Annotated in this window: 15 protein-coding genes and 1 riboswitch; of the genes, 7 read left to right on the top strand and 8 right to left on the bottom strand. The window is 69.0% G+C overall.

Features of this window, described 5'->3' with window-relative positions:
* Nucleotides 1–22 precede the first annotated feature (22 nt).
* The 7 genes from LHJ74_RS22195 to LHJ74_RS22165 form a co-directional block, all read right to left on the bottom strand.
* Nucleotides 23–1366 carry an ABC transporter ATP-binding protein gene (locus LHJ74_RS22195; RefSeq protein ID WP_375546803.1) on the bottom strand — a complete coding sequence of 448 codons (1344 nt, stop codon included), beginning with the start codon at nucleotides 1364–1366 and terminating at the stop codon, nucleotides 23–25.
* Nucleotides 1303–2403 carry an ABC transporter ATP-binding protein gene (locus LHJ74_RS22190; protein ID WP_260219894.1) on the bottom strand — a complete coding sequence of 367 codons (1101 nt, stop codon included), beginning with the start codon at nucleotides 2401–2403 and terminating at the stop codon, nucleotides 1303–1305. Before LHJ74_RS22190 ends, LHJ74_RS22195 begins: the two co-directional genes overlap by 64 nt.
* A complete protein-coding gene (locus LHJ74_RS22185) occupies nucleotides 2400–3398 on the bottom strand; it encodes an ABC transporter permease (RefSeq protein ID WP_260219893.1) in 999 nt (332 codons plus the stop codon). Before LHJ74_RS22185 ends, LHJ74_RS22190 begins: the two co-directional genes overlap by 4 nt.
* A gap of 115 nt (nucleotides 3399–3513) precedes the next feature.
* A complete protein-coding gene (locus tag LHJ74_RS22180; protein WP_260219892.1) occupies nucleotides 3514–5283 on the bottom strand; it encodes an ABC transporter substrate-binding protein in 1770 nt (589 codons plus the stop codon).
* Nucleotides 5284–5350: 67 nt separating this feature from the next.
* Complete coding sequence (locus LHJ74_RS22175) at nucleotides 5351–6349, bottom strand: ABC transporter permease (protein ID WP_260219891.1); 999 nt, start codon at nucleotides 6347–6349, stop codon at nucleotides 5351–5353.
* A 295-nt stretch (nucleotides 6350–6644) separates the two neighbouring features.
* Nucleotides 6645–7415, bottom strand: a complete 771-nt coding sequence (locus LHJ74_RS22170; protein ID WP_260219890.1) for an enhanced serine sensitivity protein SseB C-terminal domain-containing protein — start codon at nucleotides 7413–7415, stop codon at nucleotides 6645–6647.
* Nucleotides 7416–7647: 232 nt separating this feature from the next.
* Nucleotides 7648–8418, bottom strand: coding sequence for an enhanced serine sensitivity protein SseB (locus LHJ74_RS22165; RefSeq protein WP_260219889.1), 771 nt, complete (start codon nucleotides 8416–8418; stop codon nucleotides 7648–7650).
* Between the two features lie 181 nt (nucleotides 8419–8599).
* On the opposite strand from LHJ74_RS22165, the gene LHJ74_RS22160 reads away from it, so the two are divergent.
* Nucleotides 8600–9292, top strand: coding sequence for a hypothetical protein (locus tag LHJ74_RS22160; RefSeq protein WP_260219888.1), 693 nt, complete (start codon nucleotides 8600–8602; stop codon nucleotides 9290–9292).
* A gap of 172 nt (nucleotides 9293–9464) precedes the next feature.
* Here LHJ74_RS22160 and LHJ74_RS22155 read toward each other — a convergent pair whose 3' ends face one another.
* Nucleotides 9465–10118 (bottom strand): AAA family ATPase, encoded by a 654-nt coding sequence (locus LHJ74_RS22155; protein ID WP_375546797.1) that lies wholly within the window; start codon nucleotides 10116–10118, stop codon nucleotides 9465–9467.
* A gap of 157 nt (nucleotides 10119–10275) precedes the next feature.
* Nucleotides 10276–10428, top strand: a riboswitch (glycine riboswitch).
* Between the two features lie 141 nt (nucleotides 10429–10569).
* Between LHJ74_RS22155 and gcvT the strand changes: the two genes are divergently transcribed.
* From gcvT to LHJ74_RS22125, 6 genes are all read left to right on the top strand, one after another.
* Nucleotides 10570–11772: a glycine cleavage system aminomethyltransferase GcvT gene (gcvT, locus tag LHJ74_RS22150; protein ID WP_260219887.1), complete on the top strand. Its 1203-nt coding sequence runs from the start codon at nucleotides 10570–10572 to the stop codon at nucleotides 11770–11772.
* 200 nt (nucleotides 11773–11972) lie between these two features.
* Nucleotides 11973–12353 carry a glycine cleavage system protein GcvH gene (gcvH, locus tag LHJ74_RS22145; RefSeq protein WP_260219886.1) on the top strand — a complete coding sequence of 127 codons (381 nt, stop codon included), beginning with the start codon at nucleotides 11973–11975 and terminating at the stop codon, nucleotides 12351–12353.
* Nucleotides 12354–12381: 28 nt separating this feature from the next.
* Nucleotides 12382–13656, top strand: a complete 1275-nt coding sequence (glyA, locus tag LHJ74_RS22140; RefSeq protein ID WP_260219885.1) for a serine hydroxymethyltransferase — start codon at nucleotides 12382–12384, stop codon at nucleotides 13654–13656.
* An 81-nt stretch (nucleotides 13657–13737) separates the two neighbouring features.
* A complete protein-coding gene (locus LHJ74_RS22135) occupies nucleotides 13738–15120 on the top strand; it encodes an L-serine ammonia-lyase (protein WP_260219884.1) in 1383 nt (460 codons plus the stop codon).
* Between the two features lie 267 nt (nucleotides 15121–15387).
* Complete coding sequence (locus tag LHJ74_RS22130; RefSeq protein ID WP_260219883.1) at nucleotides 15388–15630, top strand: tautomerase family protein; 243 nt, start codon at nucleotides 15388–15390, stop codon at nucleotides 15628–15630.
* Between the two features lie 229 nt (nucleotides 15631–15859).
* A complete protein-coding gene (locus tag LHJ74_RS22125) occupies nucleotides 15860–16063 on the top strand; it encodes a hypothetical protein (RefSeq protein WP_260219882.1) in 204 nt (67 codons plus the stop codon).
* Nucleotides 16064–16073: the final 10 nt, after the last annotated feature.

Below are 16073 nucleotides of genomic sequence, written 5' to 3'. Positions count from 1 at the left end.
GGGAGTCCGAGCGGCCGGGGGCTCAGCTCTTGGCCACGGCCTCCTGGCCGGGCCGCTCCAGCTCCGTCTCCTTGACCTGCAGGTGCTCGGCGGACTTCTCCGCAGCGGTCAGCAGTTCGGTGTCCTCGGGGTGCAGGTCCTCGTGGTCCTCCGGGTGGTGGCAGGCCACCTGGTGCCCGGTACGCAGCTCCAGCATGGGGGGCTCCAGGGTCTTGCAGACCCGGGTGGCCTTCCAGCAGCGGGTGTGGAAGCGGCAGCCCGACGGGGGCTTGACCGGCGAGGGAACATCGCCCTCCAGCAGGATCCGCTCGCTGCCACGCGCGGCCTTCCCCCGGGGGTCGGGCACCGGTACCGCGGAGAGCAGCGCACGGCTGTACGGGTGCATCGACGAGGTGTACAGCGACTGCCGGTCCGTCAGCTCGACGACCTTGCCGAGGTACATGACCGCGATCCGGTCCGAGACATGGCGGATCACCGACAGGTCGTGGGCGATGATCACATAGGTCAGGCCCATCTCCTGCTGGAGGTCGTCCAGCAGGTTGACGACCTGGGCCTGGATGGAGACGTCCAGCGCGGAGACCGGTTCGTCCGCCACCACCAGCTTGGGCCTGAGCGCCAGTGCACGGGCGATGCCGATGCGCTGCCGCTGGCCGCCGGAGAACTCGTGCGGGTAGCGGTTGTAGTGCTCGGGGTTGAGCCCGACGACCTCCAGGAGCCGCTGCACCTCCTTCTTCACGCCGCCCTCGGGCTGCACACCCTGGAGCTTGAAGGGTGCGCTGACGATCGCGCCGACGGGGTGCCGTGGGTTCAGCGAGGAGTACGGGTCCTGGAAGATCATCTGAATGTCGCGGCGCAGCGGCCGCATGGCCGCGGTACCGAGATGGGTGATGTCGCGACCCTCGAAATCGATCTGTCCCGCCGAGGGCTCCAGCAGCCGGGTGACGAGCCTGCCCATCGTCGACTTGCCGCAGCCCGATTCACCGACGACGCCAAGAGTCTCACCGGACCGCACCTCGAAGTCGATGCCGTCGACGGCCTTGACCGCCCCCACCTGGCGCTTGAGCACACCCTTGGTGATGGGGAAGTGCTTGGTGAGACCACTCACCCGGAGCAGGACCTCAGCCTGCTCCCGGTCCTCCTCGACAAGAGCCGCCTTGTCCAGGGGGACCGCCTTGTCCAGGGCGGTCTTGTCCTGGGCGGTCTTGTCCTGGGCGGTCTTGCCAGAGGCGGTCTTGTCAGAGGCAGCGGTGTCGGAGGCAGCCTTGCCCGCCCCTTCGGGGTTGGTCATCTGCTCGTCCTCGCTCACAGCTTCGGCGCAATCTCTTCGTTCCAGAGGCGTTCCCGGTCCTCGCGCGGCAGATGGCAGGCGGAGTAGTGCCCGCTCTGCACCTCTCGCAGTTCGGGACGCTCGGTGCGGGTGATGTCGCCCTTGGGGATGTCCGCGTACGGGCAGCGCGGATTGAAGGCACAGCCGTCCGGGATGTTGATCAGACTGGGCGGGGAACCCTTGACCGGGTTGAGACGCTCCGTCCGCTCCCGGTCTATGCGGGGCATCGAGCCGAGCAGGCCCCAGGTGTAGGGGTGCTTCGGCTCGTAGAAGACCTTGTCGGCCGTGCCCCGCTCTACGCACCGGCCGCCGTACATCACCAGGATGTCGTCGGCCAGCTCGGCGACGACGCCCAGGTCGTGGGTGATGACGATGACCGCGGAGCCGAACTCCTTCTGCAGATCCCGGATCAAGTCCAGGATCTGCGCCTGGACGGTGACGTCCAGGGCGGTCGTCGGCTCGTCCGCGATCAGCAGCTCGGGGTTGTTGACCAGCGACATGGCGATCATCGCGCGCTGCCGCATACCCCCCGAGAACTCGTGCGGATAGCTGTCCACCCGCTGGTTCGGCTGCGGGATGCCGACCCGGTCGAGCATCTCGATGGCCCGCTTGCGAGCCACCTTCTTGTCGACGTCGTGGTGGATCCGGTAAGCCTCGATGATCTGCTTGCCGATGGTGAAGTACGGGTGCAGGGCCGACAGCGGGTCCTGGAAGATCATCGCCATCTCGCGGCCGCGCAGCCTGCGCACCTCGTTGGCGTCGGCAGTCAGCAGCTCCTTGCCCTCGAGCCAGATCTCACCGGAGATCTTCGCCTTCTGGCGGCCGTACTGGCCCACCGTGTGCAGGCCCATGATGCCGAGCGAGGTGACCGACTTGCCCGAGCCCGACTCGCCCACGATGCCGAGCGTCTTGCCCTTCTCCAGTTGGAAGGAGAGGCCGTCGACGGACTTGACGACACCGTCGTCGGTCGGGAAGTGGATCTTCAGGTCCCGGACTTCGAGGAACGCGCTCGGTGCGGGCGAGCCCGCGGCCGCCGGCTCGGCGACGGCCGCGTCGGTCTTGCTGAGGTCTGTCATGCGAGCCTCACTCGGGGGTCGATCACGCTGTAGAGAATGTCCACGACGAGGTTCGCGACAACCACAGCGGTGGCCGTGATCAGGGTGACTCCGAGGATCACCGGCAGGTCGCGCTCGCCGATCGCCTTGAGTACCGCCTGACCGAGGCCGGGAAGGGAGAACGTCGTCTCCGTCAGGATCGCGTTGCCCATCAGCATGCCCAGATCCACACCCAGCAGGGTGATGATCGGGGTCATGGTGGAGCGCATCGCGTGCTTGCGGATGACGACCATCTCCCGTACGCCCTTGGCCCGCGCCGTACGGATGTAGTCCTCACCCATGACTTCCAGCATCGTGGCTCTGGTGAGCCGGGCGTACATGGCGCCGAAGAGGAACGCCAGCGTCACCCAGGGCAGGATCATCCCGCTGAACCAGTCGGGGAAACTCTCCTCGATCGGCGTGTACTCGTTACTGACCCAGCCGAGCCCGTAGGAGAAGATCGCGAGGGAGATCAGACCGGTGAAGTAGATCGGCAGCGAGACGCCCGCGAGGGCGACGGTCATCGACGCGCGGTCCCAGATGCTGCCGCGGCGGAGGGCGGAGAGCACTCCGGCGGTGAGCCCGATGATCAGCCAGATGACGGCCGCGCCGATGGCCAGGCCGAAGGTGACCGGGAAGCGGTCGGTCAGCACGGGCCAGATTGCCTGCTCGGTCTTGAAGGAGTACCCGAAGCAGGGCGCGTCGCACCTGGTCGTCGACCCGGCGCTTGTGTAGTCACGGCCGACGAAGATTGCCTTGAAGAACTCGAAGAGCTGGACAAGGATCGGGTCGTCCAGGCCGAGTTTCTGTCGAATGCCTTCCAGTGCCGCTGCGTCGGACGCCTTCCCGACATACATCGTGGCCGGGTCCACACCGGTCCACTTGGGAATCAGGAAGAAGATGCTGAAGACCACCAGAACGATGACGACCAGCATCACTGCGGCGGCGAACAGCCGCCTGATCAGGTATGTGAGCACTGCTCTCGGCCCTGCGGGGGCCCGGGCACCTCCGGAGATCGTCCAGAGGTGCCCGGGCCACCGCCGCGGCCCTCACCTGCCCTTCGTGCCTATTGGCGGGTGTGCCGGCGGTCGGTTACTTCACGCCCAGCGAGGCGTAGTCGTACTGCCCGCTGTAGGCGTAGGTGGAGTAGGCGTTGGTCAGTCGGCTCGAGCGCCAGGTGAGCATCTTCTCGAAGGTGAAGGGCAGGTAGTACGCGCCCTCCATCACCTGCTTGTTGATCGAGGAGGCGATCTCCGCCGCCTTGTCCTCGTCCAGCTCGGCCTCGAACTTCTCGAACGCCTTGTCGATCTTCGGCTCGTCGATCTCGGAGAAGTTGTTGTTGCCGTTGGGCAGGATGTTGACGCTGTGCCACAGCGGCTTGCCGTAACCCTGGACCGAGTTGAAGTCCGGGCCCCAGCCCATCACGATGATGCCGTAGTTCTTCTTCTTGACGACCTTCGGGTTACCGACGATGCCGGCGATCTGCGCGCCGTCGTACTCGTCGATCTGGGCCTCGATGCCGACCTTCTTCAGCGACGCCTGCATCGCCTCGGCGGTGTCGACCTCGACGTCCTTGTTGTTGCGGACGGCGATGGTGGTCTTGAAGCCGTTCGGCTTACCGCACTTCTTGAGCTCCTCCTTGGCCTTCTCCACGTTGGCCGCGCCGTCGTTCTTGGCCAGACCGTACGGGTCGTAGGAGGTGTCGGAGCCCGGGACCACGGGCGGCAGCATGTTGGTGCCGATGTCCCCGCCGCCCATCGGGCCGCCACGCGCGGTCTGGATCGACTTGTGATCCGAACCGTATATGGCCGCCTTGCGGCAGTGGATGTCGTCGAACGGCTTGACCGACTGCGGGAACGCCGCGTAGCGGATGAAGCCGGTCTCCGGGTTGTCGACGTTCCCCTTGTGCTCCTTCAGAGCGGAGGCGCGGCCGGCCGGGCTGAGGCCGGTGGCGTTGAGGTCGACGTCGTAGTCACCGCTGATGAGCCGCTTGTCCAGCTCATCGGGGTTGGAGATCAGGGTGACCGTGATCTTGCCCGGAAGTGCCTTGCGGACGGTGTCCGTGGAGCGCTTCCAGTTCTCGTTGCGGACGAGCACCAGCTTCTTGTTCGGCGAGTACTCCTTGAACTTGTACGGGCCGCTCGAGAACGGCGACAGGCCGTACTTCGACTTGGTGTCCTTGGCCTTGGGAACCGGCGACGAGGAGGTCATCGAGAGCATCTGCTCGAAGTCGCTGTTCGCCTTGGGCAGCTTGAAGACGATCGTCTTGTCGTCCGGCGTCTGGATCGCGTCGAGGCCACCCGGGTCCTTGTAGGGGCCCTTGTACTTGCCCTCGGGGTCCAGGGTGTTCTTCACGTGGACCGGTCCGCCGGAGAGCACGTCCTGTGCCCACTGGCGCTCGATGCCGTACTTGATGTCCTGGGCCGTGATGGGCTTGCCATCCTGCCAGGTGATGCCGTCCTTGAGCTCGTACGTGTAGGTCTTGCCGTCTTCGCTGACCTTCGCCGTGCTCTTGGCCAGGTCCGGCTTCAGCTCCAGGCCGCCCTCGCCCGGCACCGCCGCGGGCGTCACCAGCTGGCGCGAGTAGTAGCGCATGAAGTTCCAGGCGAAGCCGTAGTAACCCCGGGTGGTGTCCCAGGAGTCGGCGTCCTGCACGCCGATGAACTTCAGCGTGCCGCCCTTCTTGTCCGACGGGTTGGCGACCTTGTCGACCGCCGCGTTGAAGCCGGTGCCTTTTCCGCCGCCGTCACCGTCGCCGTTGTCGCTGTCGCCGCCGCCGCATGCCGCTGTGGTCAGCAGGGCCGCGACTACTACGGCTGACGCCGCGGCGCTTCGGCGCCTCGATGTGCCTAGAGATCTCACGATGTCGCATCCTCCGAGTTGTCACGGACCGGACGTAGCGCCGGGCCGGGGTAGGGCATTGAGGGGGTCAGCGGGTGCCCTTCGGGTCGAGCGCGTCGCGTACGCCGTCGCCGAAGAGGTTGAAGGCAAGCACGGTGATGAAGATCGCGACGCCTGGTACCACCATGTACATCGGATCCTCCTGGTAATACCGGACCGCGGTATTGAGCATCTGGCCCCAGGAGGCGGTCGGTGGTTTGACACCGGCCCCGAGGAAGCTGAGGGCCGCCTCGGTGAGGATGTTGGTGGGGATCATCAGCGTCGTGTAGACGGTGATCGGCGCGATCAGGTTGGGAAGCAGTTCCTTGAACAGGATGTAGCGCCTGCCCGCGCCGAGGCTGCGGGCCGCTTCGACGTACTCGCGTTCGCGGAGCGACAGCGTCTGGCCACGCACGATCCGGCCGATGTAGGGCCAGCCGAAGAAGCCGATCACCAGGATCATCACCAGCAGGCGGACCCCGGTGCCCTCCAGGCCCAGCAGCTTGTTGGGCATCACCGCGATCAGCGAAATGATGAAGAGCAGCTGCGGGAAGGCCAGCAGCATGTCCATGGTCCGGCTGATCAGGGCGTCGAGCCAGCCGCCGAAGTAGCCCGCCAGGATGCCGAGGACGGTGCCGAGGACGACCGCGACCATCGCGGAGAGGAAGCCGACGAGCAGCGAGATCCGGGCGCCGTAGACGATCCGGGCGAACACGTCGCGGCCGTTGACCGGCTCGACACCGAGCAGGTGGTCGGAGCTGATGCCGCCCAGCGAGCCGGTCGGAGTGCCGAAGAGCGGGTCGATCAGGTCCTGGTGATACTCGTTCGGCTCCTGGCCGACGAGGCTGGTGATCAGTGGCGCGAAGATCGCGACCAGGATCAGGCTCAGGACCACCACTCCGCCGGCTACCGCCAGCTTGTCGCGTTTCAACCTTGTCCACGCGATGCGGCCCAGCGAGCGGCCTTCCACCGCGTCCTTCGCCACGCGAGCGGCGACATCGGCGTCCGCGGTCTCGGCCGGAACCGTGTCGTGCAATGGTGCCGTCATCGTGGTGAGGACCCCTCTCGGCCGGCGGTGGCCGGCCCACGCCCGCCGCTGTAGCGGCTAGTTCCCTGCAGTTCGTACAAAAGGCCGACGGCCCATGGGTCGGGAGTCTTCATCGCGCTCACGATCACTCGCCAGACCTCCCGGTGAATGGATGCGCAACTGTGATGTCTTCAGGGGGTTTCCGTTATACGGACGGAGATCTTTAATAAGCGGTGAAAAACTGACGATAAAGTCCGTATCTGTCCGCCTTGATCATGAGGGCCAAGACGCTCTGGTCACCGTTGACCACGCCTGATCAGTATGCGCGCGGGTAACCGTACCCGTAGCCCGGCGCCACTCCGTGGACCGCACCGGCGTGCGCGTCCCGGTCGAAGAAGGGCCGCGCGCGGGCGCGGAGCCACATCGTGACCGGATCGTGGTCGTCCGACATGGCGACACTGGACACCGGCAGGCCCTCCGGCACCGCGCCGATCGACTGCTGCATCATCAACCGTACGGAGTCGACGGACGGCTGGCCGGTGTCATAGAGATCCAGGCCGATCGCCAGATACGGCGAGCCCAGCGCGGGCTGCACCCAGGCCCGGCGCAGCGAACGCACCGCCGGGGTGCGGTGGGCGTTGTGGATCAGCAGGGCATAGAACTGCGAAAGCTCCAGGGATGGTTCGGAAATCCGCAGGGGCCCGGCGGGCAGCCGGTCGAGGCCGGAGACGATGCGCCGCAGATCGAGCCAGGGGACGCCCACTCCCCCGCCGGGCGAGTGCGGGTTCAGCCAGATGCCCCAGCGGTCGGGGTAAAGGGCCGCCGCGATCTCCCGCCCGCCGATCACCTCGTGTGCGCGGTTCCATCCGGAGGCCGCCAGCTCCTGCGCCGAGGTCACACAGGGGGCGTAGCCGTGGCCCGCGACCTCCATGTTCCCGTACTGCGCGTCCGGGGAGCCGGCCTGCCCGTTCCAGAGCAGCATCCAGAGCCGGGCCTCGGCGAGGGTGTGCAGCAGTGCCTCGTAGACGTCGTACCGGCTGGGCGACACCTGTCGCAGCAGCTGTTCGACGCTCTCACCCGCGCTCACGTGGGCCGCCCCCTTCAAGTCGTCGCTCAGTCGCGATGCCGGTCATCACTCGGTGGCCTGGCCTGGCCCGACCGAGCCCGCGTGCACGCGATCGGCCCGGGCACGCGGCCGTGCCCCTGTGGACATCCAACCAGCTTACGAGTCCCGGCAGACAGGGCGTGGCGTACTCACCGTGTACTCGGCGGATACTCGGCGAATTGTCGGCCGTGCGAGGCCCGGTGACTCTCAGCCACTACAGCTCCCGTGAGAAGAACGGTCGCACGCACTGCCGCATCCACTCGACGACCGGATCCTGTGCGGCGTCCAGCAGCACCAACTGCACCGGCCACTTCACCGGCACCCTCCCGAGCGCGCGCCCCAGCGCGTCGTGCGCGGACTGCCGGGCCGCCGGATCCAGCAGGTCCAGCTCTATGCCCACGAAGAGCGCCGGCGGATCCCCCTCGCTGCTGGCCAGCGCACGCCGGGCGGTACGCACCGTCGGCACCGCCGCGAACTCTCCCGCCGCGGCGTTCTGGAAGTCCACCGGCTCGTCCTGCCAGTCCGGTTCGTAGAGCCTGACCCGTGCGCCACTGGCCATCCCGGGCACCCGGGCACCCGGCGTGGCCCGGCACAGCTCGGCCACCGCGTCCGGCGGGAGCGGCACCCCGACGGTGCCCTCGGGGTTCACCGCGATGCCTACCCGGGGCGGCAGTCCGCGTGCGAACTCGCTCACCGGCGCGACGCTGAAGGACATGTGTGCGCCGACCACCTGGAGGAACTGCTGCTCCGAGCTGAACACGGGGACGTACGGCGCCCCGCCCAGCTCAACGGTGGGCAGGTCGAGGTTCGGGCTGTCCGGACCGCCCCCCTCGGGCAGCGGCACCCACACGCTGCTGCGCCCGAGTACCTCCAGCAGGCGGCCGCCCGCGTTGGGGACGGTGAGGGAGGCCGCGAGGGTCTCCTCCAGCTCGTTGCCGGGCCAACCGCCACCATGGCCCGGCCCGTACTGGTGCGGAATGGTCATGTGCCCAGCCTAGAGCGTGTTCAGGAGAGTCAGGGCGAGTGATCTTGGCTGGATCACGACCTGCCATGGGACAAGGGGCCACCCGTTTGATCACGTAATGCGATCGACCGGTTGCGATGTGTGGGTTCATCTCGAAAGGTGAGGACTGTCCCCGTTACAACCGCACAGAAAGATATGTCCCATGCGCGTCAACAAGACGACGTCCCTGGCCCTCGCGGCCTCCCTCGCCCTCGGCGGAGCCGGCGCGGCGACCGCCGCGTTCGCCGCCGCCCCCGAGCCCGTCTCCCCGTCCGTCCAGACTCCGGCGCCCCTGCCCGGCACCGGGGAGATCGTTACGCAGAACGAGCTGCTGGGCGACACCAGCGCCGCACTCAGGCCGGTGAACGAGCTGGTCACGGCCGTACTCCAGTCCCCTCAGGGCAAGCTCCAGCAGGCAGAGGCCGAGAGGCACACCGCCGCGGTGCGGACGGCGATCGACGACGTCCGGAAGGCGGCGATCGCCGGCGGCACCGCCCACCGGGCGGCACCGGCACCCGCCGGAGCGCCCGCGGACCTGATCGCCAAGGCGGCGGACCAGTTGCAGAAGCAGGCCGAGGCACTGGTCGAGGTGTCCGCCCCGGCCGACAAGACGACGCCCGGCCAGCGCACGCCGGAGCTGAAGAAGGTGCGTGCCGAGCTGAAGTCCACGATGTCGGCCAGCGTCGACTTCCTGACCGCCGTCGTCTTCAGCGGTCAGCTGCCCACTCCCGGCCTGGAGGGTCTGCCCGAGCTGCCCGACATCTCGGAGGCCCCGCAGCAGCAGGACCAGCAGCAGGCGCAGCAGCAGGCACCGGACGCCGCCCAGAACTCCGGCATCGCCGGACTCCCCGGCTGACCGCGCGTCGACCCGGCGCGCGGTCAGCCGGCAGGCCGCCGGGGCGGGCCCGCCCCAAAGCCGCAGCTGTCCTCGTACACGGCCCGCCGCACCCTCGTGGAGCGGCGGGTCGCGTGCGCCCAGGCCGGACGGGGCCTGCCCGGCCTCGGGCCCTTATGCCCCGTCTGAGCCGTCACGCCTCCTCGAAGGCCACCCCGCACAGCGCGCCGGCCGCATCCCGGTCCAGCAGCACCACCGAGACGCAGCCCGGCGGCAGTTGCCCCTTCGCCGCCTCGGTGAGCAGCCGCCCCACCGCGCGCCGGTGCCGTGCGAACGCGTATCCGGAGACCCCGCGCCCCCGCTCGGCCTGGCCCGCCAGCGCGGTGTCCGCCGATACGTCCAGCAGCACCAGATGGAGCCCGCGCCCGCGCCGCCGCGCGTCGGCGGCCAGCCAGCGGCGCACCCAGCTCTGGGTGCCGCAGTCGTGCACGACCACGCTGGCACCCGAGGCAAGCGCCTTGCGCAGCACGGCGTAGTGCGCCAACCGGACCAGCGGCCGGTAGACGACATACGGCACCCAGCCGGGGAGTCGCCGCGCCCAGCGCTCCCGGGTGTCCTGCGAGTCGATCCGGCTGACCGAGCGCTCCACCACCGCGACCGTGCGGCGGATGAGCGTCGATTTGCCGCTGCCGGGCAGTCCGGAGACCACGACCCGGTCCCCCGCCGGGAAGAGGAGCGTTCTGGCCGCCGTCGTACCGCGCAGATCGCGCCCCGTGAAGGGCACCGTGACCGGTGCGGGTACCGACGCTCCGGCCGTCGTCGCGTAGGCGCTGCGCAGGCTTTCCACCTGAAGTCCTCCCCTGGCCATGCCGCGCGTTCACGGCTCCTCACGAGAGTGTCAAGAAAAGGTAATGAGGTTCAAGACGATTGCTCGCCGTCCACGCGGCCTGCCCATGTCCGTGGGCCCGTGCAATGATGAGGGCGCCAACTCCATACAGGCCGCTTGAATCCGCGCGGGAGAGTCCCCGGTCTCACACGTTCGTGTGAAAGTGCATGTCGTAGGAAGCGCATGCGCTGCGATGTCACACGAGAGACGGGGCGCCGAAGGAGCAAGATCCTCCCTTGAATCTCTCAGGCCCCGATACCGCGCAGGATGAGGCAGATCTGAAAAGCGGGCCGCTCGCCGGCCCCACCCACGGTGCAAGCCACCCGTCCGTACGCACGGACTGATGGCGAACCTCTCAGGTTCCGATGACAGATGGGGAGGACATCCGTGTCACCAGTCCCGGGAGCCTGACATGACCACCGCCAACAGCCCGAGTACACCCAGCGGTCCCCGCAAGACCGCCCTCGACGCCACCCACCGCGCGCTCGGCGCGACGATGACCGACTTCGCCGGCTGGGACATGCCGCTGCGCTACGGCAGCGAGCGCGACGAGCATCTCGCCGTACGCAGCCGTGCCGGCCTGTTCGACCTCTCGCACATGGGCGAGATCACCGTCACCGGACCGCAGGCGGGCGAGCTGCTGGACTACTCGCTGATCGGCAACCTGTCGGCCCTCAAGCCCGGCCGGGCCCGCTACACCATGATCTGCGACGAGCGCGGCGGCATTCTCGACGACCTGATCGTCTACCGGCTGGGCGAGCCGGAGGGCGCGGACGGCTTTGCCGGAGCGGTCGCCCCCGAGGGCTACATGGTGGTCGCCAACGCCGCTAACTCCCAGGTCGTACTGGACGCGCTGAACCATCGGCAGGCCGGTTTCGACGCCGCCGTGCGGGACGACCGGGACGCCTACGCGCTGCTCGCGGTGCAGGGCCCGGAGGCCGCCGGAATCCTGGCCAGGCTGACGGACGCGGACCTGGCGGGCCTGAGGTATTACGCCGGCCTCCCGGCCACGGTGGCCGACGTCCCCGCCCTTGTCGCCCGTACGGGTTACACGGGAGAGGACGGATTCGAGCTGTTCGTCTCCCCGGGCGACGCCGTCGCCGTGTGGGAGGCGCTGCGGGCGGCGGGCACGGAAGCCGGACTCCTCCCCTGCGGTCTCAGCTGCCGGGACACCCTCCGTCTGGAGGCGGGGATGCCGCTGTACGGGCACGAGCTGAGCACGGCCACCACCCCCTTCGACGCGGGGCTCGGCCGCACGGTCAAGTTCGAGAAGACGACGAACGACGGCCGTTTCGTGGGCCGGGAGCCGCTGGAGGCCGCCGCGAAGCGCGCCGCCTCCTCGCCGCCGCGCAAGCTGGTCGGCCTGATCGCCCAGGGCCGCCGGGTGCCGCGCGCGGGCTACCCCGTGGTCGCCGTCGCCTCCGACGGCGGGAGCACGGTGGTCGGCGAGGTCACCTCGGGAGCCCCCTCCCCCACCCTCGGCAAGCCGATCGCGATCGCCTATGTGGACGCGGCGCACGCCGAGCCGGGCACCGGGGGCGTGGCGGTGGACATCCGCGGTACTCACGAGCCGTACGAGGTCGTCGCGCTGCCCTTCTACAAGCGCCAGAAGTAACCGAGCGCCAGAAGCATCCGCCGGCAGCGCGCGAGGGCCGAAACCCGGTCCCGCGCAGCGGTCGGAAACCACCCGGAGGCAGCGGTCGGGAGCCCGGCCCGGCGTCCGGGCCGCAGGTCCCGGACATACGGCAGAGTTCTCCGCAGGCACTCGATCCGCCCGCCCGTCCCCATCGATCCCCCATCCAGGAGAATTGCCCCATGAGCAACCCCCAGCAGCTGCGCTACAGCAAGGAGCACGAGTGGCTGTCGGCCGCCGAGAACGGCGTCTCGACAGTCGGGATCACGGCGCACGCCGCCGACGCGCTCGGTGATGTCGTCTACGTCCAGCTCCCGGAGGTCGGCGACCAGGTAGCCGCCGACGGCACCTGTGGCGAACTGGAGTCGACGAAGTCGGTAAGCGACCTCTACTCCCCGGTGACCGGTGAGGTCACCGAGATCAACGAGGACGTCGTGAACGACCCGTCGCTGGTCAACTCCGCCCCGTTCGAGGGCGGCTGGCTGTTCAAGGTGAAGGTGGACGGTGAGCCGGAGGGCCTGCTCTCCGCCGACGAGTACACCTCCTTCGCCGCCGGTAACTGAGCACCCGCCCTCCCACCAGGAAGTCCTCATGACTCTTCTGAACAGCTCCCTTCACGAGGTGGACCCGGACGTCGCCGCCGCCGTCGACGCCGAGCTCCACCGTCAGCAGTCCACTCTCGAGATGATCGCCTCCGAGAACTTCGCCCCGGTCGCCGCACTGGAGGCGCAGGGCTCCGTACTGACCAACAAGTACGCCGAGGGTTACCCCGGCCGCCGCTACTACGGCGGCTGTGAGCACGTCGACGTCATCGAGGACATCGCGCGTGACCGGGTGAAGGCACTCTTCGGCGCCGAGGCGGCCAACGTGCAGCCGCACTCCGGTGCCTCCGCCAACGCCGCCGCGATGTTCGCGCTGCTCAAGCCGGGCGACACGATCATGGGCCTGGACCTGGCCCACGGCGGCCACCTCACCCACGGCATGCGGATCAACTTCTCCGGCAAGCTCTACAACGTGGTCCCCTACCACGTCGACGCGGACAGCAGCCTCGTCGACATGGAGGAGGTCGAGAGCCTCGCCAAGGAGCACCGGCCGCAGATGATCATCGCGGGCTGGTCCGCCTACCCCCGGCAGCTGGACTTCGCCGCCTTCCGCAGGATCGCGGACGAGGTCGGTGCCCTGCTGATGGTCGACATGGCGCACTTCGCCGGTCTGGTGGCCGCGGGGCTGCACCCCTCCCCCGTGCCGTACGCCGATGTGGTCACCACCACGACGCACAAGACGCTCGGCGGCCCGCGCGGCGGCGTGATCCTTTCCCGCAAGGAGTACGCGAAGAAGATCAACTCGGCGGTCTTCCCCGGCCAGCAGGGCGGCCCGCTGGAGCACGTGATCGCCGCCAAGGCGGTCTCCTTCAAGATCGCGGCGAGCGAGGAGTTCAAGGAGCGCCAGCAGCGCACCGTGGAGGGCGCCCGGATCCTCGCCGAACGCCTCACCCGGCAGGACACCGTGGACGCCGGGGTCTCCGTCCTCTCCGGCGGCACGGACGTGCACCTCGTCCTCGTCGACCTGCGCCACAGCGAGCTGGACGGTCAGCAGGCCGAGGACCGCCTCCACGAGGTGGGCATCACCGTCAACCGCAACGCCGTGCCCAACGACCCCCGTCCCCCGATGGTCACCTCCGGCCTCCGCGTGGGCACCCCCGCGCTGGCCACCCGCGGCTTCCAGGCCGAGGACTTCACCGAGGTCGCCGACATCATCGCCGAGGCCCTCCAGTCGGGCTTCGACGAGACGAAGGCCAAGTCCCTGGCCGGGCGCGTCGCCGCGCTCGCCGCGAAACACCCGCTGTACCCGGGTCTGAACAAGTAGACCCGGACGGGCGCCCCGGCCTCGCCGGGGCGCCCCCCTTCCCGCACGTCCGCCACCGCCTGCCCGCCAGGGAGCACCCCCATGGCCCTCTCCGTCTTCGACCTCTTCTCGGTCGGCATCGGCCCGTCCAGTTCCCACACGGTCGGCCCCATGCGCGCGGCCCGGATGTTCGCCCGCCGCCTCAAGAACGACGGCGTGCTCGCGCACACAACCTCCGTACGGGTCGAACTGTTCGGTTCACTCGGCGCGACCGGGCACGGCCACGGCACCCCCAAGGCCGTACTCCTGGGACTGGAGGGGCACGCACCGGCCACCGTGGACATCACGCAGGCCGACGAATGGGTGCGGCGCATCCGCGAGACCAAGCGGCTGCGGCTCCTCGCCGACGACATAGGCGACACCCACGAGATCGACTTCGACGAGTCGAAGGAACTGATCCTGCACCGGCGCCGCTCGCTGCCCTACCACGCGAACGGCATGACGCTCTTCGCCTACGACGCCACCGGCACGCCACTGCTGGAGAAGACGTACTACTCGGTCGGCGGCGGCTTCGTGGTGGACGAGGACGCGGTCGGTGAGGACCGCATCAAGCTGGACGACACCCCGCTCACCCACCCCTTCCGCACCGGCGACGAACTCCTGCGCCTCACCCGTGAGACCGGCCTGTCGATCTCGGCGCTGATGCTGGAGAACGAGAAGGCGTGGCGCAGCGAGGCCACGATCCGCGCGGAACTGCTGGAGATCTGGCGCGTCATGCGGACGTGTGTGACGCGCGGTCTGGGCCAGGAGGGCATCCTGCCCGGCGGCCTCAAGGTCCGCCGGCGCGCCGCGAACTCGGCCCGCCAACTGCGCGCCGAGGGCAACGCCGAGGCACACGCCATGGAGTGGATCACGCTCTACGCCATGGCCGTCAACGAGGAGAACGCGGCGGGCGGGCGCGTGGTCACCGCCCCCACCAACGGCGCGGCGGGCATCATCCCGGCCGTCCTCCACTACTACATGAACTTCGTACCCGGAGCCGACGAGGACGGCGTCGTCCGCTTCCTCCTCGCCGCGGGCGCGATCGGCATGCTCTTCAAGGAGAACGCCTCCATCTCCGGCGCGGAGGTCGGCTGCCAGGGCGAAGTCGGCTCCGCCTGCTCGATGGCGGCGGGCGGGCTCGCCGAGGTACTGGGCGGCGCCCCGGAGAAGGTGGAGAACGCCGCCGAGATCGGCATCGAGCACAACCTGGGTCTCACCTGCGACCCGATCGGCGGTCTCGTCCAGATCCCCTGCATCGAACGCAACGGCATGGCCTCGGTCAAGGCGGTCACCGCCGCCCGCATGTCCCTGCGTGGCGACGGCCGCCACCATGTCTCCCTGGACAAGGCCATCAAGACGATGAAGGACACCGGCGCGGACATGAAGGTCAAATACAAGGAGACCGCCCGCGGCGGGCTCGCGGTCAACGTCATCGAGTGCTGAGGCTACGGGCCCGGACCTGAGCGTTCCCCTCTTGCGGCACGGGCCGGCGCGGAGCAGCACGAGGGCCCGGCCGCCGGTACCGCGCGGCCCCCTTTTCCGCTCATCGGCCGCGTCTCTCACGCGGCTGCGGGACCCGAAGAGGAACGATCCGGGAACCGGGGCGTGGACAGTGGCGGGCAATCTGGACCGGGCCTCTCGCCCGGTCCGCCGTCGCAGCGGATGCGGACCAGCGCCGTCCGTCGCACCCACGCCCTGAGGAGCCCCAACATGCCTGTGATCACCATCGACTGGTGGCAGGGGAACGACCAGGAACGCCGGACGAACCTCGCGTCCGAGCTGGCCGCCACCGCCTCCCGGGTGACCGGATGCCCGATCGATGACGTGACCGTCATCGTGCGGGACTGCGACCCCGGCCACCCGTACGGGCAGCAGGAGGACTCCTCCGGTACCGCGCACCCGGAGGCGAACGGCTGCGACGAGATGCGGCTGGGCCAGGGAAGCCCCTGGTGAGACGTGCTGCCGCAGCCGAACCTGCCGCGGCGTGCGGCCGTATCCCTCGTGCGCCGCCGCTGGGTGTGCGTCGAGCCGGGACCTCCGTGCCGTGTCCGCCACCGAGCGGAGCGATTCCCGCCGTCTTCCCTGCACGCGGGGTACCCGCGCGGTAACGAGCCCGTACTCGTCCGGGAACGGCTGCCGACAAGTTGATGGCTGTCGCAGTCACTCAACGAGGGGGCACAAGATGAACAGCATGCGGTACAGGGCGGCCGGGGTTCTCACGACGGTCGTACTGGCGACGTCCGGGGGGATCGGGGCACAGGCCGGATGGGGGCACACGGCGGTGAAGGGCCACCACGCGGCCGGCCAGGTGCTCGGTTCCGGTGAGGGACCGGCGGTCGTGGTGACGCCTCCGGGCTCGGGCGAGGGCCCGGCCGTCGCGAACTGAGCCGGTCCCG

Source organism: Streptomyces gossypii, from assembly GCF_025165795.1.
In the GTDB taxonomy this organism is placed as follows: Bacteria; Actinomycetota; Actinomycetes; order Streptomycetales; family Streptomycetaceae; genus Streptomyces; species Streptomyces gossypii.
The sequence above is the reverse complement of the archived record's forward strand: the minus strand, read 5'-3'. Positions and strand labels throughout refer to the sequence as shown.